The 18,459-nt window shown below is 69.6% G+C and carries 12 protein-coding genes; 6 read left to right on the top strand and 6 right to left on the bottom strand.

Annotated elements, in window-relative coordinates:
• Window positions 1-46 precede the first annotated feature (46 nt).
• Window positions 47-853, top strand: coding sequence for a phytanoyl-CoA dioxygenase family protein (locus WMF12_RS17575; RefSeq protein ID WP_437872686.1), 807 nt, complete (start codon window positions 47-49; stop codon window positions 851-853).
• Window positions 854-899: 46 nt separating this feature from the next.
• Here the strand turns inward: WMF12_RS17575 and WMF12_RS17570 are convergent, their stop codons facing one another.
• From WMF12_RS17570 to WMF12_RS17555, 4 genes are all read right to left on the bottom strand, one after another.
• Window positions 900-1,841: an ABC transporter permease gene (locus WMF12_RS17570; protein ID WP_437872685.1), complete on the bottom strand. Its 942-nt coding sequence runs from the start codon at window positions 1,839-1,841 to the stop codon at window positions 900-902.
• The gene (locus tag WMF12_RS17565; RefSeq protein WP_437872684.1) at window positions 1,838-3,340 is read right to left on the bottom strand and encodes a sugar ABC transporter ATP-binding protein; all 1,503 of its coding nucleotides are present in this window, start codon (window positions 3,338-3,340) and stop codon (window positions 1,838-1,840) included. Before WMF12_RS17565 ends, WMF12_RS17570 begins: the two co-directional genes overlap by 4 nt.
• A 7-nt stretch (window positions 3,341-3,347) precedes the next feature.
• Complete coding sequence (locus WMF12_RS17560) at window positions 3,348-4,370, bottom strand: ABC transporter substrate-binding protein (RefSeq protein WP_437872683.1); 1,023 nt, start codon at window positions 4,368-4,370, stop codon at window positions 3,348-3,350.
• 240 nt (window positions 4,371-4,610) lie between these two features.
• A complete protein-coding gene (locus WMF12_RS17555) occupies window positions 4,611-7,382 on the bottom strand; it encodes a DUF2961 domain-containing protein (RefSeq protein ID WP_437872679.1) in 2,772 nt (923 codons plus the stop codon).
• 121 nt (window positions 7,383-7,503) lie between these two features.
• On the opposite strand from WMF12_RS17555, the gene WMF12_RS17550 reads away from it, so the two are divergent.
• Entirely contained in the window at window positions 7,504-8,937 is a 1,434-nt protein-coding gene (locus WMF12_RS17550) for an ADP-ribosylglycohydrolase family protein (RefSeq protein ID WP_437872678.1), read from the top strand.
• A 1,158-nt stretch (window positions 8,938-10,095) separates the two neighbouring features.
• Window positions 10,096-11,307 carry a vWA domain-containing protein gene (locus WMF12_RS17545; RefSeq protein WP_437872677.1) on the top strand — a complete coding sequence of 404 codons (1,212 nt, stop codon included), beginning with the start codon at window positions 10,096-10,098 and terminating at the stop codon, window positions 11,305-11,307.
• A gap of 236 nt (window positions 11,308-11,543) precedes the next feature.
• Here WMF12_RS17545 and WMF12_RS17540 read toward each other — a convergent pair whose 3' ends face one another.
• A complete protein-coding gene (locus WMF12_RS17540) occupies window positions 11,544-12,371 on the bottom strand; it encodes an endo-1,4-beta-xylanase (RefSeq protein WP_437746788.1) in 828 nt (275 codons plus the stop codon).
• On the opposite strand from WMF12_RS17540, the gene WMF12_RS17535 reads away from it, so the two are divergent.
• Window positions 12,334-12,798, top strand: a complete 465-nt coding sequence (locus WMF12_RS17535) for a hypothetical protein (RefSeq protein WP_437872676.1) — start codon at window positions 12,334-12,336, stop codon at window positions 12,796-12,798. The two genes, WMF12_RS17540 and WMF12_RS17535, sit on opposite strands and share 38 nt — an antisense overlap.
• Window positions 12,799-13,102: 304 nt before the next feature.
• Here WMF12_RS17535 and WMF12_RS17530 read toward each other — a convergent pair whose 3' ends face one another.
• A complete protein-coding gene (locus WMF12_RS17530) occupies window positions 13,103-14,155 on the bottom strand; it encodes a LacI family DNA-binding transcriptional regulator (RefSeq protein WP_437746786.1) in 1,053 nt (350 codons plus the stop codon).
• 930 nt (window positions 14,156-15,085) lie between these two features.
• Here WMF12_RS17530 and WMF12_RS17525 point away from each other — a divergent pair.
• Together WMF12_RS17525 and WMF12_RS17520 are read left to right on the top strand one after the other, a co-directional pair.
• The gene (locus tag WMF12_RS17525) at window positions 15,086-16,693 is read left to right on the top strand and encodes a DUF1592 domain-containing protein (RefSeq protein ID WP_437872675.1); all 1,608 of its coding nucleotides are present in this window, start codon (window positions 15,086-15,088) and stop codon (window positions 16,691-16,693) included.
• Window positions 16,690-18,126: a DUF1552 domain-containing protein gene (locus WMF12_RS17520; protein ID WP_437872674.1), complete on the top strand. Its 1,437-nt coding sequence runs from the start codon at window positions 16,690-16,692 to the stop codon at window positions 18,124-18,126. The genes WMF12_RS17525 and WMF12_RS17520 overlap by 4 nt, the downstream gene beginning before the upstream one ends.
• Window positions 18,127-18,459 lie beyond the last annotated feature (333 nt).

The raw sequence follows: 18,459 nt of genomic DNA, 5'->3' as shown, positions 1-18,459 counted from the left end.
CGCCAGGCGAGCCCGACCTGGCCCGCTTGCCCCCTCTGGCGCGGCCATGCAGACTGGTCCGCGCGCCATGTTCGAGCTGAGCGATCAACAGATCGAGCGCTTCATCGCCGATGGATTCGTCCGGATCGACGCCGCGTTCCCGCGGGTCCTCGCCGACGAGGGCCGCGCCATCCTGTGGCGTGACACCGGGATGGATCCGCACGATCCGAAGACCTGGACGAAGCCGGTCGTTCGACTCGGGCTGTACGGCCAGCGGCCGTTCGCCGAGGCGGTGAACACGCCGGTGCTGCGGGCCGCGTTCGATCGGCTGGTCGGCCGCGGGCGCTGGCAACCGCTGAACACGCTGGGCACCTTCCCCGTGCGCTTCCCGTCTCCCGACGATCCAGGGGATGCCGGCTGGCACGTCGACGTGAGCTTCGGCACCGAGAACCCCGACTTCATGTCATGGCGCGTGAACGTCGCGTCGCGCGGCCGCGCGCTGCTCATGCTGTTCCTCTTCTCGGATGTCGGCGAATCCGACGCGCCGACGCGCATCCGGGCGGGGTCCCATCTGGACATCGCGCGGCAGCTCGAGCCGGCAGGCGAGCCGGGGCTGACGTTGCGTGAGCTGGCCGCGAACGGCTTCGCCGAGACGGCCCACCGGCCGCAGGTGCTCGCGACCGGCGAGGCGGGAACGGTCTACCTGTGCCACCCGTTCCTGGTCCACGCAGCGCAGCCGCACCGCGGCACGCGCCCGCGCTTCCTGGCCCAGCCGCCCCTGCTCCCGACCGAACCGTTGCGGCTCGATCGCGAAGACGGCGAGAGCTCACCCGTCGAGCAAGCCATCCGCGCGGCGCTGCGCGGCGATCTGTGAGCATCGGACACGCCTCGACACACCGGCCGCGCGCGTCGAATCACCGTCAACCCGCGGCGGCGCGTGCCCCGCGCGCGCGCCGCGCCCGATCGACCGCGACGGCGATCACGATGATCGCGCCCGTCGCGATCTCCTGCACCCAGCTCGGCAACCCGAGGTGGACGCCGCCGGTCCGGATGACCGTGATGAGCAGCGCCCCGATCACGCTCCCCGCGACGCTCCCCTCGCCGCCCGAGAGCGGCGCGCCGCCGATGACCACCGCCGCGATGACCTCGAGCTCCAGGCCGATCGAGTCGGTCGGATCCCCCACCGTCAGCGTCGAGAACTCCATCACCCCCGCGACGCCGGCGAGGAGGCTCGACAGCGTGTACACGGCGATCTTCACGCGCCCCGTGTCGATGCCGCACAGGCGCGCCGCGGCCTCGTTGCTGCCGACCGCGAACACGTGCCGCCCGAAGCGCGTGAACATGAGCACGGCGAAGACCACGAGCGCCAGCGCCGCCGTCATCCACAGCCCGGGCGCGGTGAGATCGGACGACAGCAGCGCGTCGAGACCGCGCGGATCCGCGTCGATCTTCTGCTCGGACGCGAGCCCCTTCGCGGCGCCGCGCAGCGCGCTCATCGTGCCCAGCGTCACGACGAACGGCACCATCCGCGCCCGCCCCACGAGCGTCCCTACGAGGGCGCCCACGAGGCCCGCCGCCGCCGCGGCGACGAGCGCCGCCGGGAGCGCCGGCACCCCCGCGCGCAGGAGCTTCGCGAGGACGACCGTCGTGAACGCGACGAGCGAGCCCGTGGAGAGGTCGATCCCGCCGGTCGCGATGACGAGCGTCATGCCGACGGCGCAGATGCCGACCACCACCGTCTGCCGCGCCATCGTGAGCAGGTTCTGGCTGCGCAGGAACGTGTCGGGCGTCAGCGCCGCGAAGAGCGCGTAGACGAGCAGCAGCGCGACGAGCGGCCCCACCCACGGCGGACGCTTCTTCACGAGGATGCCTCCAGGAGCAGCGACGCCTCGGTCCACGACGACGCGGGCCGCGGCGGGTCGAGGGTCCCCCGGCGGAGGACCGCGATGCGATCGCAGGTCGTGACGAGCTCGTCGAGCTGGCTCGACACGAGCACGATCGCCTTGCCGGCGCGCGCCAGATCCCGGAGCAGCGCCAGCACCTGCGCCTTGCTCGCCACGTCGATGCCGCGCGTCGGCTCGTCGACGAGGAGCACATCGAAGTCCTCGCGGAGCAGCCGCGCGATCTGGACCTTCTGCTGGTTGCCGCCCGAGAGCTCGCCGGCGCGCTGCTCCGGCCCACGTGCGCGGATCGCGAGCCTCTCGATCCAGCGCGCGCCCTCCGAGAGGACCGATCTCGGCCTGGCGAAGCGCGGGGCGCGCGGCGAGAGCCAGACGTTCTCGGCGAGCGAGCGGCCGAGCATCAACCCTTCCCCGCCGCGATCCTCGCTCAGCAGGCCGATCCCGCGAGGAGCGCGCAATGCGACCGTCCCGCCGCGCCTCGGATCGAGCCCCGCGAGGATGCGGAGGAGCTCCGTCCGCCCCGAGCCCACGAGGCCGGCGATGCCAAGGATCTCCCCCCGGCGCAGCGTCAGCGACGCGCGCTTCGGCCGCTTCACGCCGGAGACGCCCTCGGCCTCGAGCACCACCTCGCCGCCGTCCGGGCGCGCCGCCTCGGGTACGGCGCTCGCGCGCGAGTCATCGAGCGCGCGGCCCAGCATCTCGCGGACGATCTGCGCCGGCTCGATCTCGCGCGGATCGCCCTCTCCCGCGACGCGGCCGTCGCGGAGCACCGTGTAGCGATCGGCGTGCGCGCGCACGTCCGAGAGGAAGTGGGTCACGAGCAGCACCGCGAGGCCGGCGTCTCGCAGGGCGCCGACGCGCTCGAACAGGCGCGCGGCGTCCGACTGGCCCAGGCTCGATGTCGGCTCGTCGAGGACGAGGAGCCGCGCCGCGAGCCGCCCGTCCTCGCGGAGGCCGCCCTGCGCGAGCGCCCGCGCGATCTCGACGAGCTGCTGATCGGCGACGCCGAGCTCCCCGGCCCGCGCGTCGAGCGGCACGCGGCCCGGATCGGCGGTGACGAGCGCGATCGCCGCCCGCGCCACGGCGCGCGCGCGCGAGCGGTCCCGGATCCCGAGCCGCGCGCGCGCGAGCGGCTCGATCCCGAGCACCACGTTGTCGACGACCGTGAGGTGGGCGCAGAGCGTCCGCTCCTGCGGCACCAGGACGACGCCCGCGCGGCGCGCCTCCTCGGCCGACGCCGGCGCGTACCGCGCCCCTCCGAGCAGGATCGCGCCCGCGTCCGCGCGCTCCATGCCGAGCAGGACGCGCGCCAGCGTGCTCTTGCCCGCGCCGTTCTCGCCGAGGAGCGCGTGCACGCTCGCGGGCGCTACCCGCAGCGAGACGTCGCGCAGCACCGGGTTCGGGCCGAACGCCTTCGCGAGGCCGGTCACCTCGAGGAGGGGCGCGCGCTCTCCGCCCACGGGCCGCTCACTCCCCGAGCCACCTGGCGAGGTCGGGTCTCACGATCTCCTGCACCGCCGGGTCGTCGAGGTCCTGCCTCGTGACGACGCGCGAGCCCGTGTCGATGCGCGCCTCGACCTTCTCTCCGTGGAGGTGCGCCACCATCGTCTTGACCGCGACGTACCCCATGTTGAACGGGTTCTGCACGACGAGCGCCTCGATGTCGCCCTCGCGCAGCGCGCCGAGGAGCTTCTCCGACGCGTCGAAGCCGACGAACTTCACCTTCCTCGCGACGTTCGTCTTGCGGAGCGCCTGAAGCATCCCGAACGTCGTCGACTCGTTCGGCGTGAAGACCCCGGCGATGGCCCCTTCCGCCGCCCTCTGCGCGAGCAGCAGGCTCTCGCTCTTGTGGAACGCCGACTCCGTGGTCGCGCCGCCATACTGGTTCTCGCTCGCGACCGTGACGCCGGGCATCGCGCGGACCGCGTCGAGGAACCCCTTCTCGCGGTGCTGCGTGCTCGCCGAGCCCTCCTGGTAACGGAGCACGACGACCTTGCCGTTCTCGCCGATCGCCTTGCCGAGGTGCTCACCGGCGAGCCTCCCGGCCGCCTCGTTGTCGGTCGCGACGAAGCTCACGTGATCGTCGCTGGCGAGATCGGAGTCGAACACGACCACCGGGATCTTCGCCTGCCTCGCCGCCCGCACCGGCGCCCTCAGCGCCGTGGCGTCGAGCGGCGCGAGCACGATGCCGGACACGCCCTGCGCGACGAAGCTCGAGACGACATCGACCTGCGCCTTGAGGTCGTCCTCCCGGAGCGGCCCTTTCCACACGATGTCGACGTCGAGCTCGCGCGAGGCCTTCACCGCGCCTGCGTGCACGCTCTTCCAGAACTCGTGTGTCGTCCCCTTCGGCACGACAGCGATGCGGAGGCGCGCGCCGCCCGTCGCGCCCGCGCCCGCATCCGTCGACGTCGTCGCCGATGACGACGTCTTGGAGCACGCGGCGAGGACGGCAATCGCGAACGCGCACACGACGACATGGACGCTCATGGGCGCGAGAGGATAGTCGACGGATCGCGGCCACGCTCGCGCGGGCGAGCATGTCGTCGGCGGAGTTCCGTCCGACAAGCACCATGGGAGTTCTCGGCTGCACCCGGCGCAGGCGAGCTCATCCCAGCGCGACGCTCGCCTGCAGCTCGTCATTCACCCGGGTCGAACCGGCGAGCGGGCGCGCGTATCGACCCGGGTCGGACGGCGCCGCTCAGTCAGCTCGGCGGCGCCGCCTTCGCCTCAGAGGCCGAAGAGCTCCTGGAGAAACACGCCGCCCTTCCCGGCCCCTGCGTGCGTGAAGAACAGGCGCCCCGCCTCGAAATCGCCCCCCTCCGCGACCCACTCGGCCGCGTGGGCGCGCAGCCGGGCGACGGCGTGCGGCGGGAACGCGAACGGCGAGCGCGAGCGGTAGACGAACGTGGCGTCGTAGTCGACAGGATAGCTGGTGAGCGTCAGGTAAAACCACCCTTTCCGCTCGAACACGAACGGCGACTCGGTATAACCGCTGTTGCGCATCGCCGTCTCCGGCCCGAGCGTGAGCGCCATGGCCGGCGGGCTCCAGTGGAAGAGATCCAGCGACGTGCGGTAGGCGACGCCGCTCAGGGGCGACTCGATCGACGCGCAGCGCGTATAGTACACCACCCACAGATCGCCGAGCCGGGCGAGCATCGGATCGCGGGCGACGCAGATGTCCTCGAAGAGCGTCCCTCCCTCGCGGCTCCAGGTGAAACCGTCGCGCGAGCGCGCGATCCGGAAGCCGGATCGGTCAGGGTCGTGCGTGCCCACATGAAAGATCATGACCAGGCTGCCGTCCCGGTCCCGGACCATGTGCGGGGCCCAGATCCAGCGCTCGTCGGAGAGGGCGCGAATCGAGAAGCGCTCCGGAGCCAGCGTGAGGCTCGGTGAGACGGATTCCATCCAGCTCACCGGCCCAGGTCCAGGCGCGGTGGCGAGGACGAACTCGCGCTCGGCGTCCGGTCGATAAGGCTCGCGGTGAAAGATCCCGGTGAGGATCCAGCGGCCGTCGGCGAGCTGGATCATCGAGTGATCGTTCACATAGAACGGCCCCCCGGGGATGCTCTCCGAGTCGAAGATCTCCACCGCGGGCCCCTGCGTGAGCTGAGGCGCGGGAGGTCCGGAGAAGAACCGCAGCGTGTAACCCCGCTCGCTCCACGGCGCCGGGGAGCCTGTCGCGTCGATCTCGAGGACCGGGCGCTTGCCTGCGCCGCACTGTTCGGGGAGGAGGTCTATCCACAGCGCGTCCTCGGCGAGCGACCGGACGGGGTTCGCCTGCATCTCGTGGAGCACGCCGACCTCCCGCCCGTCGAGCCTCACGCGCGCCGTCTGGGGGGCGTTCGCCGCGGAGTACGCGCGGAGCAGCAACAGGCCGCGCGCATCGGACGGGCACGCGACCTCGATCCGGGTGATCCCGCGGCCCTCGCTGGACCAGGATCGCCGCCGGAGCTCCAGCCGCTCGCCGTCGACGGCCGAATGCACGAGCCGCCGCCGCCCGGCCGCACGGACCTTCTGCTCACCGATAACCTGATGTTCCGGGAATGCGTAAGAGAGGCCCAGCGAGCGCACCCGCAGCGGTGTGTAGGCGCCGGTCGGCCCGGCCTCCATGCCGAAGCGCAGACCGGAGCGGCTCACGATGGGATCGGCCACGTGCAGGCGGTACAGGGAATGGACGAACGTGGCGTTCTTCCATCCATCCTCGGGATCGACGACGAGGAAGCGGAGCAGCCCGCTGAAGGGGTTATGGTGCGCGCCCAGGAAATAGAAGCCTCCGTTGAAATAGTCCTCGGTGCCGGTCCCTATCTGCAGCGGGTGCGACATCCCGTCGGTGCGGATCATCTCGTCGCCCTCGAGGTACGTCCGATCGTTCGGTCGGCCGCCGCTGATCTCCTCGAGAAGCGCGACGAACTGGAGCGGCTCATCGCTCTCGAAGAGGGGCATCGTCGTCTCGCGTCCGGGGGCCATCTGATCGCGGTATTGCGCGATCAGCCGCACGCCTCGGCGGGCGGGCGCGAGGTCGACGGCCGCCTCGACACCCGCGATCTCCTGCCCGGGCGCAACCTCGAGCGAGAGCACCTCGCCTTCGGCCAGCGGGATCGGCAGGCGCGTCGCGAGCCTGCCCGCCCCTGCGGCGTCGGGCGTCCAGGCGGCGTGCAGCGCGCTCCTGAAGGTGGTCCATCCGCCGTCGGCGTCGGTGCCCGAGCTGGCGAGGCCGAAGAAGAACGACGCTGGTATGGGCGGCTGTCCGCCGATCCTCACCGACAGGTCGTTCAAGCTTCCCGCCGGGATGTGAACGTCGACCCCTGATACGGTCGCGGGGCCAGTCGCCAGGACGAGCGGCGCGCTGGCGCTCAGGCTCTCCCGGCGCGGCGGGGCAAGCAGGGTGGCTGTCCAGTCCTCCGTCATGAATCGCGACAGCTCCTCGGGCGTCGGTCCCGACGCGGCCCCGGGGCCCTCGCGGTACGTGATCTGGTAATAGATGGGAACGCCCCGGAAGAGGACCTTGGCCTCGCTCGACCAGGCGAAGGGGACGTAGCTGGTATACGCGCCCGAGCTCGCGTCCACGTCGAGTACGAGAGGTGATCTCCAGGGGCCCCTACCGCCGAAGAAATCGCCGGGCGACCCGCGGAACGCTGTGTGTCCGTCGATCTCGATCCAGATCTCCTGGTCCGGCCTCTCGAGCTCCGCGCGGGGGGCGGTCATCCAGATGCGCGCGATTCTCCCCTCCCCGCGGGCATGGAACAGGACCCGGTGGTCCCCCTCGAGCGCGACCCCCGGGCGATATCCATCATCGTTGCCCCCTGCAGGGTCATGCGTGGTCACGCTCCGTGTCATCCACCCGGGATGAAAGGAGAGGAGATCCTCCAGCACCGGCGTGATCGACGCGGCGCCCGGCGCGATGGCGAGGGACGCGCCGAGGAGATGGCGGGCCGCGCTCGAGACAAGGCGGTCCAGGAGCGCGCGTGCGCCGCGCCCGTCGAGACTTCCGGCGTTCATGATCGAAACCTAATGGCGCGGACAGCGCCAGGGGAGCGGGCTCGGCGAGGCACCACGCTTGCACCGCCGCGAAGCGAGGACATGCGCGACGCACCGATCGCGCACTCGAGGGGGGTAATTCATGCGCACCCGCCGCGATCGACGCCCTGTCGAAGGCTCGCCCAGCGTCGGGCCACGCGCATGCGCGCCAGGCCTCCTGCTCGCGCTCCTCTCTCTATCGCCGCTCGCGGGCGCCGGCGACGCGCCGCGCCGCGCGCTCGCCGCTCCCATGGAGCAACGGGACGCCCCGGGAATGTCCCCGAGGCCGCGGCTCCAGCTCGATCGCGCAGCCTACGCCGAGCGGCTCCGCGCGATGTGGATTGGCGCGTGCATCGCCAACTGGACAGGGCTTCGCACGGAGGGCGTCCGCATCGAGCGCCCCTTCTTCACCGACGCTGACTGGGGAAAGCCCCTGGGGCGCGACGGGGCGCCGATCGACTTCGTCGTCCTCGACCCCTGCCCTGCCGACGATGACACCGACATCGAATATGTCTACCTCCACCTCATGACCGAGGCGGGGACGCTCTTCCTCTCCCCCGAGCGAATCCGGGACGGATGGCGCGCGCACATCAACGACTTCATCTGGGTCTCCAACCGGAGGGCGCGCGATCTCCTCGAGCGCGGCGTGCTGCCCCCCGCGACGAGCGATGCGGCGCTCAATCCGGACGCGCTCCAGATCGACGCCCAGCTCACCACGGAGATCTTCGGCGCCCTCGCGCCCGGCATGCCGGAGCTGGCGCTGCGGATCGCCGACCTCCCCATCCGGACCACCGCGCGCGATCACGCCGCGCACGCCGCGCAGTTCCATGTCCTCCTCTTCTCGCTCGCGGCGACCGTCGATCTGGAGAAGCCGCGGCGACAGGAGATCGTGCGCATCGTCCGTGAGGCCAGGAGCTACCTGCCAGCGGAGTCCAAGGCCGCCGACGTCATCGACTTCGTGCTGTCCGCCTATCTATCGACCAGCGATCGCGCCGAGGATCGCGACGGCTGGGAGCGCGCCCGCGATGCCATTGCGGATCGCTACCAGGAGCGAGCCTTGGCGTATGGCTTCGTCTATCGGGGGTTCACGGAATCCGCGATCAACCTGGCGACCGCGACGCTGGCCCTCCTGTTCGGTGAGGGGAGCTTCCGGCGCACCGTACAGATCGGTACCCTGTCCGGCTGGGACTCCGACAACGGCACGGCGACCATGGGTTCGCTCGTTGCGCTCATCGGCGGGATGGAGGAGCTGCGCCGCGCCTTCCCCGGCGCGCGCCTGTCCGACCGTTATCGTATCCACCGCACGCGCCCCACCCTGCCGGACCGGCTTCCGCGGGATCGCGAGGCCGAGGACACCTTCACGGACGTGGCGAGGAGGATGGCCGCGCTGGTCGACCTCGCCGTGCAGGAGCGAGGCGGCCAGGTCGAGCCGACCCGATGGGTCATTCCGCCTCGCCCCCGCGACGGCACAGGACCCAGCGCGCGCGCCGCACCCGGGTCCGAGCCGCGGCCCCGCGCTCCTCGCTCGGCGAGATGACCTGGCGCTCAAGGCGCCTCGGGCCAACCCGTCGTCGTGAAGCTGCTGTTCACGGTCATGCTGTGGACGTTGCGAATCGTGCCGTCGATACGCCTTGGCCGCGGCGATCAGCTGTTCCCGCGTGCTGCGCTGCTCTTCAGGCAAGACGTTCCATGTCTGGTCCTTCGAGTCGAGGTACCCCTGGGCGTCGAACAGCCAATCGCCATCCCGGGTGATGATGGCCTCGACCTCCGTGATGCCGCCGGACTCGACCTTCAGCCTCAACCCCATGATCACGTCCACCCCGTCTTCCGGGAGCACGACCTCGGACATCGTTCCACATTGCTCGGTGTCGACGAGGTACCGGTGCAGCTTGACCGGTCCAGCGGTCTTCCAGAGGCCCTCTCCGATCGGCACCTCCTCGGTATTCTGCGTGCCCTCCGCAAGGAAGCCCCTTGCCAGCACACGGCGGAATCTTGCCTCGAATCGTCGCGGACGTCGATACGCTGCTCGGGAAAACACTCGAGTTCTCTCCCAGCGCGCCGCAGCGCGACCGGGGCAATTCGACACGTGGATGAATCTTTGGGTGGGGTCGATTTTCCAGAAGGCGACCGGTGCACTCGAGCTGCTCTTGACGACCAACGCGTGCAGCGTCGCTGCACGATGAAGACGTCCACCGCAAGCAGCTCCGGTGACAATTCTGACACCCCGACGAGCGACCTTTGCACGCGGCGCGACACGGACCACCGCGCGGACCGCTCTGCCATGTCCAGGACCGCTGCGTTTGCCCCTCGGATCCCGGCGGCCTCTGCGCAACGAGGGCGCGCAACGCTCCCGCACCGCTGAGCCCGCGCCATGAGGGACGGCGCGGCCTTGCACCCGCGACGCCCGGATGTGAGATTTCACGCCGACGACCATGCCGGTTGCGTGAACGGGGGCGCATTGCGCGATGACGACGGCGACTCGACGCTGCGTCTTTTCGGACCGTATCCCGCGCAAAGATCAGCGTCATCGACTATACTCGTCATCGATCCCGGGGCTCCGGCGAGGCATGCACTGGAAAATTCCGCCTCTGGAGACCTCTCGTTGCTAACTAACTTCGTGCCCGCGGACCGCGCTGGCACGCGTTCCAGTAGGAGTCGGCTCATGAGATTGCCTAGGACAGCCATTGCATTGCCAATGGTGGCTTTGATCGGCGCGGCGTGCGGCGGGGCCAACGATGGCAGCGGGGACAGCGCTGGCTCCCAGAGCAGCACCGGCTCCGGCGCCGGCGCCGGCTCGGGCTCGGGCTCCGGCACCAGCACCAGCACCGGCTACGACGACACCTTCGGCAACGGAAGCGGCGAGGGCTCGAGCGGGAGCTCCGGCACGACCGGAAGCAGCAGCGGAGGCTCGACGGGCGCGGGGGAGGCGTGCGCCACCCAGTCGTCCCAGGCCGGGTTTCAGCAGGTGTACCTCGTGTTCGCGTTCGACGTATCGGCCAGCATGACAGCGAGCGACGTGGAGTGGCGCAGGAAGGATCTCAAGTGGGATCCCGTCGTGGCCGCGACGAAGCAGTTCTTCGTGGATCCCGCGTCCGCCGGGTTCAGGGCGTCGCTCACGTTCTTCCCGGGCGCGGCTCAGACGACTCAGGCGTGCCAGGCCGCCGGCTACTCGACCCCGGATGTCCCGATGACGCCGCTGCCCTCCCCGGCGTTCGGCGAGGCGATCGACGTCATCGAGCCGGAGATCAGCGACAGGCTCTCGTGGCGCACCAGCACGCCGACGGCATTCGCGGTCCAAGGCATCGTCGATTTCATCGAGGCGCAGCGCCAGCAGAACCCCGGGAAATATGCGATCGTGCTCGTGACGGACGGCTATCCGGAAGGGTGCCGGCAAGGCAACACGCTCCCGGACGTCGTGAGCAGCGTCGAGGCCGCGCTCTCCAGCAACATCTCGACCTTCGTGATCGGGGTCGACAGTCCGCAGGGGGAAGGCGCCCCGCCCAGCCTCACCAACCTGCACGAGATCGCCGCTGCGGGCGGCACGGGAGAGGCGTCCATGCTGAACACCGGCGACCCCGCGCAGACGACGGCCGCGTTCAAGACCGCGATCGAGAAGATCCGCGGCGCCGCCGTCTCGTGCACGATCCCGATCCCGCCGCCGCCCGACGGGAGGAGCTTCGACAAGCAAAAGGTCAACGTGACCTACACGAGCGCCACGACCAACATGCCGACGACCCTCACGTATGACCAGGCCTGCGCGGCCGCGGGGACATGGCGCTACGACGACCCTGCGACCCCGACGGCGATCATCCTCTGCGACGATACGTGCGCCGTGGTCCAGGCCGACGTCGAGGTTTCCCTGGGCGTCGACTTCACCTGCGAGGACGTGATCGAAGTGCCCCAGTGATCGACGACGCTCGCTGACCGACACGGGTCTTCGCGAGGAGGCGCCGGCCAGCTGCTCGCCTCCCGATACGCAGCCAGCGAGTGGGTTCACGATCCAAGATCGGGTCGTGAACCCGGCTCAGGCCAGAGAGACTGACGTAGACCTGGAGAGAGCGCGCCGGCATCCGTACGAGATGCGGGCGCGCCCGAGCTCCTTCGGTCGAGGGAGCTCGTCCAGCTCAGCGCGTCGGCTCCGCGTCAACCACCACGGTCCAGGAAGTCCATCAGCCACTGCATCGCCGGCCGCATGGTGCCGTTCTCCTGCTGGAGGCCGGTGCCGTTCCTCCAGGTCTTGCCGACGATGTAACCCCACAGGGTGATCCCCGGGATCTTGGGGTGATTCCAGAACATGGTGAACTGCTCCTCCATGATCTGCTTCTGCCTGTTGTCGTTCGCTTCGCCGATGTCGTACTCGGTGATGTACACGGGCTTGCCCAGCTCGGCGAGCGAGTCGATGTACCCCTTGACCGTGTTGGTGTTGATCTTGAAGGCGTCGTGCGCCTGCGCGCCGAGGGCGTCGACCGGGGCGCCCGCCTCGATCACCTTCTTCGCGATGTCCTTGAAGTGCCTGTGCTCGTTCTCGTACTCGATGTTGTTGTAGTCGTTGAGGATCAGAACGGCGTTCGGGCAGAACTCGCGAGCCCACTTGAAGGAGTTGACGATCCAGTCCCAGCCGCTGGCGCCGTTGCCGCCGAGGCCGGCCGTGTATGAAGGCGTGGTGTGGGGCGGCGGCTCGTTGACGACGTCGATGTACTTCGTGTCCGGGTAGCGCTTGCAGAACTCCTCCATCCAGCTCCGCACGGCCTTCTTCTGCTCATCCGGCGAGAGGCTCCCGACCCAGGAGGGTTGCTGGCTGCCCCACACGAAGACGTGGTGCTTGAAGATGATCTTGTTGTCCTGCGCGTACTTGTAGGTCCTGTCGAGCGAGCTCCAGTTCTTGTTCCCGCGGGAGCTCTCGACGGAGCCCCACTTGCCCTCGTTCTCGGGCGTGATCTGGTTCCAGTACTTCGCGAAGCCGTCGCGCACGGCGCCGCTCGTCGTGATGTTGCCGACGAACTTCCCCTCGGGCTCGGTTCCGCCGGTTCCGGTCGACGCGGTGGTCGACGAGCTGGTCGAAGCGTCCCCGCCGCCGACCCCCGTGGTCGCGCCGCCGGAGGTGGCGCTGGTCGTCGCGGGATCGCCCGAGCTGCTGCTGGTGGCAGGGCCGACGCCGGTCGTCGTGCTGGCGCTGGAGCTGCTGTTCGTGCCGTTGCTGGAGCTCGTGCTGGCGCTGGTGCCGGTGCTCCCCGCCCCGCCCGAGCCGCCCACGCCGTCGTCAACCCCCTCGCCCCCATCGCCACATCCAAAGAGGGTCGCCATTCCGAGCGCGATCCAAGCCGTGCTGCACAGCAATCGAGAAGAACGCTTCTTGTTCATGTTGGACTTCCGCAAGTCGGACGATTGTCGTTGGTGAAGCTGGGAGCGAGAAAGCCGAGGGGCAGCGGCACGAACGGCGGCGCCCACACTCAGCGATGCGCACGCCGTGCAACTCGCGACGGATGATTCCCGCCACACCTGGAAGTGATCACGACACGCGCGCGAAGCCTCCTACATTTCAAGTTCCCAGCTGATAGGAAACGTGCATCGACAGCGCATGTTGCAATCATGAAGCAACTTTGCGATTCAAGCGGCAGCCCAGCTCGGTACCCCTGGCTTGACCGCTCAAGGCCCGGTCCGTGAACACATCACGGAGCCGGTACGGTAGAGCGCGCACGGTCTTACCGGCGCCGGGGGACGGCCGTGCTCTTGCGCACGACGAGCTCGGTCTCGACCACGACCCGCGACCACGAGCGCTGGCCGCTCTCGATCTGCCCGAGCAGGACGTGGAGGCACCGGCGCCCGAGCTCGGAGAAGTCCTGGCGCACCGTGGTGAGCGGCGGCGTGAAGTAGGCCGCCTCCGGGATGTCGTCGAAGCCGACGACGCTGATGTCGCGCGGCGTCTCGCGCCCGTTCTCGTAGAGGAAGCGGAGGAGGCCGAGCGCCATCTGGTCGTTGGCCACGAACACGGCGGTGACGCCCGGCGTGCGCGTCAGCTGCGGGGCGAGCTCGTAGCCGGAGCGCGCGCTCCAGTCCCCCCGCAGGAGCGGCGGGATCTCCGCGCCGGCCGCCTGCAGCGCCGAGCGCCAGCCGTCGATGCGCTGGTCGGCCTCGAGCCAGTCGGTCGGGCCGGCGATGTGCCACACGGTCTTGTGGCCCAGATCGAGCAGGTGGCGGGTCGCGGACACGGCGCCCCCGAGCTGGTCGACCGCGACCACCGGCACCGAGTCGTCCGGACCGCCCTCGACCGCGACCACCGGCACATCGGAGGTGACGTGGCGCAGCGCGTCCACCGCCGACCGCTGCGGGGCGATCACGACGATGCCGTCGGCCCCCTGGTCGCGCAGCCGCTGCACGGCCTCCAGCACCGGCGCGCGGCTGAACGACTTCAAGCTGGCGATGCTCACGCCGTAACCCGCGTCGTGCGCCGCCTCCTCGAGCCCCAGGAGCGTCGACGCCGGACCGTAAAGCGTCGTGTCGAAGCTGACCACGCCGAGCGTCCGCGACCGCCCGGTGACGAGCGCCTGCGCCACCGAGCTGGGCCGGTAGTCGAGCTGGCGGATCGCATCCAGCACCCGCTCCCGCGTGTCGCGGCGCACGTGGGGGCTGTCGTGCAGGACCCGCGAGACCGTCTGATACGAGACGCCAGCGAGCTTGGCCACGTCGACCATGACCGCGGCCCGCCGCCCGCCGCCCCTCTTGACGCGGCGCTCCGGAAGAGATTTGTCAGCCATCGGCGCGGGAGGATAGTCGCGGGCCGGTCGATTGGAACGGAGTTCTTCAATGTGAGCGTTCACAAACTGGTCGGGGTTCTTCATTTCACTCGGCTTTCGCGTCACTGGGCGGGTGCGCGCCGGGGATCGTCGCCATCGGGATCGAGCGCGGCACCGACGCTGGTCGTTCGTCGTCGTAGATGCCATTCCCGGTGGGGCCGCGATCGATCCCGCAGATTTCACGCCGGCTGTCACATCGGGCCTATGCGAACGGCATGCCGACGTCTGCCGGCGGGCGAGGCCACCTAGACCAAGTCCGCAGCCCGGCCTCTCCTCCCCTGAGGTCGGCGCTCCGGAGGAGCGCCGACGGCCCTCCTGCTCAACCGGTTCAGAAATCGTTGAGCGCCAGTCGATTCCAGTTGACACCAGATATGTGAACGTTCACAATCCAGGAAACATCCTTAGGCATTGCGCCGGCTAGGTCGTCGTCGTACGTCTACGCACCGGGGCATTCGTCATTGATGTCAGCGCGGGGAGAGGCGGCGGGTCTGACCTGCTGCTCCGTGCGCTCGCCTCACACGCCATGGCCAACCAGGGTCGGCCCGCGCGGCAGCGGCGGTTCGTGAAGGTGTTACGCGGTGCGGCGCCAGATCATCTAGCGCAGCCCCGGACGTCAGCAAGGCACTTTTTCACACAGCAGGGCGGACTCACAGGAGGGATCGTGTGAAATTATCTTCTTTATTGGCTGCCGCCTTGGGGCGCGCGCCCCGCAAAGCGCCGAGGTGGCTCGATGGCCGAGGTCGCGCAGCAGAAGCGATGAAATCTTCCACTCACGATAGCGGTCCGAACGCCGCGTGTGATCGATGGGAGGTGGAAACATTCACTCACAGCGGGGCGGCCTCCCGGCTGCTGCGAGCGGCCGCATGCACTTCGCTCCTCGTTGCAGGGTGCGTGGGTGATATCGGCGGCAGCTCGAGCTCCTCTGGCTCCTCGGGCGCCGGCGCGAACCCGACGGGCGGCGGCACGAGCTCCTCGGGCGGCGGAGACGCCGTGTGCAACCCGCGGCTCGAACGACGGATCGTGCTGCTCGCCGACCTGCAGTTCATCAACGCCATCCGGGGTCTCCTGGGGGACGAGGCCATCGAGGCGGAGCAGGCGCCGGACGCGCGGACGAAGCCGTTTGCCAAGAAGGGCCTTGTCGTGGGGACCTCCCTTGTGCATACGCGGCTCGCGAGGGCTGCCTACGCGGCCGAGAGCATCTCGGGGCGCTTCGAGCAGGTGACGGGGTGCGCCCCCGACGGAGACGACGCCTGCGCCAAGACGTTCCTGACGAAGTTCGCGCAACGGGCGTTCCGCCGGCCCGTGGACCAGGCGGAGCTCGACAACCTGTGGTCGGTCTATGCGCTCGGGAAGGAGACGAGCTACGAGCGGGGCGTCTCGCTCGCGCTCGAGGCGCTCATCGCGTCCCCCTCGTTCTCCTACCGCACCGAGCTCGGCGGCGACGCGGACGGCGACGTGGTGAAGCTCGCCGCGCACGAGGTCGCGAGCGAGCTCTCGTTCTTCTTGACGGACAGCCTGCCGGACGAGGAGCTCGCCGCCGCCGCCGACTCCGGGGCCCTGAACGATCCGGAGGAGCTGGCGCGCCAGGCCGAGCGCCTCCTCGAGAAACCCGAGACGCGCAGCAGCCTGAACACCACGCTGATCGCGGCGTGGGGGCTCAGCAACCTCTTCGGCACGGTGAAGGATCCAGGGCTCTTCCCCGAGTACACCCCCGCGCTCCAGGCGAGCATGTTCCACGAGACCGAGCTGCTCGTGGACGACCTCCTGTGGAACCGCGGAGCGGACGTGTCGGAGCTGCTCACCACGAGGGAGACGTTCGTGAACGGCGTGCTCGCGAAGGTCTACGGCGTGGAGCACACGGGATCGAGCCCGGAGGAGTTCACCAAGGTCGAGCTGCCGGCCGACGAGCGCGCCGGGATCCTCACGCAGCCCGGCCTGCTCGCGGCGCTGGCCCGGACCGACAACACGAGCGTGGTGGCGCGAGGGCTCTTCGTGCGCGGCGCGCTGCTCTGCCTCGGGAAGATCCCGTCGCCCCCGGAGTCGCTCTCGGACGCGATCAAGGAGCTGCTCGAGGCCGACATGACCGAGCGCGAGCGCGCCGACGCGCGCGCCGCGAACTCCACCTGCGCCGCATGTCACGCCCAGTTCGACGCGTTCGGCCTGCTGCTCGAGAACTACGATCCGGTCGGCCGGTACCGCGACACCCTCGATGGGGAGCCGATCGACGCGCGCGTCAACGTGGGCAACATCGCCGAGGTCGCGGGGAGCTACGCGAGCGCCGTCGAGTTCGCCGAGGCCGTCGCGCAGAACGATGGGTTCGCCGCCTGCATCACGCGGCACCTGCTGACCTACGGCACGGACGATGAGACGCTCGGGACCAGCGACTGTCAGGTCGAGCGCGTGATCGAGGCGCTGCCAGAGGGCCAGCGGACGCTGACCAACGTCGTGAAAGCCATCGTGACGTCGCCCGCGCTGACCGAGCGCGCCAAGGAGGAATGACCGTGGGCTACAACCTTTCTTATGGATGGTCTCGCCGCCGCTTCCTGCAAGGCATCGGCGCCGCCGCGGGTCTCGTCACGGTGCTCAAGGGCCTCGAGTCGGCCGCCGAGGGAGCGGCGCCCCCGAGGCGCCTGTTGATCGTGCAGCGCCCCGTGGGCACCGTGTACGAGAACTACTGGCCGCAAGGGAACGGGACCAACTTCACGCTCTCCCGCATCCTGACCCCGTTCGAGGCCATGAAGGATCGGATGATCGTGATGCGCGACCTGAAGCTGCCGCACGAGGGGTCTGTCGGCGGCGGCCACGAGCGCGGGACGGTGCTGATGTGCACGGGGACGCGGACCAAGCAGCTGTACCCGGGCAACGGCGGCGACGATCCGATGGCCGAGGCGCCGAGCATCGACCAGCTGCTCGTGAAGCAGGCGGCCGAGCTCCAGGGCACGCCCATCGCGTCGCTCCAGGTCTCCTGCGACAACCGGGCCGACACGCCCGAGGTGTCGACCCGCCACATGTCCTATTCCGGCGCGCGCGCGCCGATGAAGCCCTACTACCAGCCGCTCGAGGTGTACAGGCGCGTGTTCGGCACGCTCATGCCGGGCGGCCCGACGGACGGCAACCTGGACGCCCTGGCGCGGGCGCGCCTGGAGAAGAAGAGCGTGCTCGACTTCGCGCTCAAGGACCTGAAGCGCCTTCAGGGCCTCGCGCCGAGCTCGCAGCGAGAGGCGCTGGAGGGGCACGCCGCCGCCATCCGCGAGGTGGAGAAGGAGTTCGACGCCGACCCGAGGGATCCCGCGTCCTGCGGTGTGCCGCAGGAGCCCGAGACGATCGAGGTGAGCGGGCACATCGATCCCTATGGCAGCTCGCACGTCGTGAACGAGCGCGACGACGTGAAGCACGCGCGCATCGGCGCCCTGCACTTCGCCGTGATCAAGGCCGCGTTCCGCTGCGACCTGACGCGCGTGGTCACGTTCCAGTGGTCCCCTGGCACGAACCACGTGAGCTTCGGCGAGCTGTGGCCGCCCAACTCCGCCATCTTCAAGGTGCACCACACCACGAGCCACGATCCCGATACGCCGGACACGCTCGAGTTCCTCACGCGGGTGGAAGAGTTCTACGCCGGCTACGTCGCCGGCTTCCTGAAGGAGCTCGCGGAGACGAAGGACGTGGCTGGCGGGACGCTGCTCGACACCACGCTGGTCCCGTACATCACGGAGGTCGGCACGCGGCACCACAACTGGGACAAGATGGCGTGGGTTCTGTTCGGCGGCGAGGGCACCACGCTGCGCGGCGGGCAGGTGTGGACCAACGGCAACCGCGGCGGCCGCTCCACCAACGATCTGTGGATGGCGATCGCGGGCTCCTTCGGGGTCCCGGATCTCGTGATGGGGGACAACGACCAGCACACCACGGCGATCGAGGGGCTGTTCGGCTGAACGTGGTCCGGCCGTAGCCGTCAACCAAGCCTCGCGCCGCGTCCTCCCACATCCGAACGTTTACGTGAACGTTTACGTGGTCGTGGTCGTGGTCGTGGTCGTCAACGGTCAGCCGTAAACGACCACGACCACGTAAACGACCACGACCACGTAAACGACCACGACCACGTAAACGACCACGACCACGTAAACGACCACGTAAACGTAAACGTTCACGTTGGTGAACGATGGTGGGTGAAGGGGGCGGGTTTCGTGCCCTGCGTGACCGAACGAGCTTGGTTGACGCCTATGGATCCTCGGGGATGGGATACGGTGGAGCTCGGCGTGGACGTC

This window comes from Sorangium sp. So ce363, assembly GCF_051520435.1.
Classification (GTDB): Bacteria; Myxococcota_A; Polyangia; order Polyangiales; family Polyangiaceae; genus Sorangium; species Sorangium cellulosum_B.
This window is presented reverse-complemented; position numbering and strand designations above follow the sequence as displayed.

Excerpts from the sequence above, each read along its gene's own strand:
- WMF12_RS17520 (WP_437872674.1), top strand. The coding sequence starts at position 16,690 with ATGACCGTGGGCTACAACCTTTCTTATGGATGGTCTCGCCGCCGCTTC.
- WMF12_RS17575 (WP_437872686.1), top strand. The coding sequence starts at position 47 with ATGCAGACTGGTCCGCGCGCCATGTTCGAGCTGAGCGATCAACAGATC.
- WMF12_RS17555 (WP_437872679.1), bottom strand. The coding sequence starts at position 7,382 with ATGAACGCCGGAAGTCTCGACGGGCGCGGCGCACGCGCGCTCCTGGAC.
- WMF12_RS17545 (WP_437872677.1), top strand. The coding sequence starts at position 10,096 with ATGGTGGCTTTGATCGGCGCGGCGTGCGGCGGGGCCAACGATGGCAGC.
- WMF12_RS17530 (WP_437746786.1), bottom strand. The coding sequence starts at position 14,155 with ATGGCTGACAAATCTCTTCCGGAGCGCCGCGTCAAGAGGGGCGGCGGG.
- WMF12_RS17560 (WP_437872683.1), bottom strand. The coding sequence starts at position 4,370 with ATGAGCGTCCATGTCGTCGTGTGCGCGTTCGCGATTGCCGTCCTCGCC.
- WMF12_RS17550 (WP_437872678.1), top strand. The coding sequence starts at position 7,504 with ATGCGCACCCGCCGCGATCGACGCCCTGTCGAAGGCTCGCCCAGCGTC.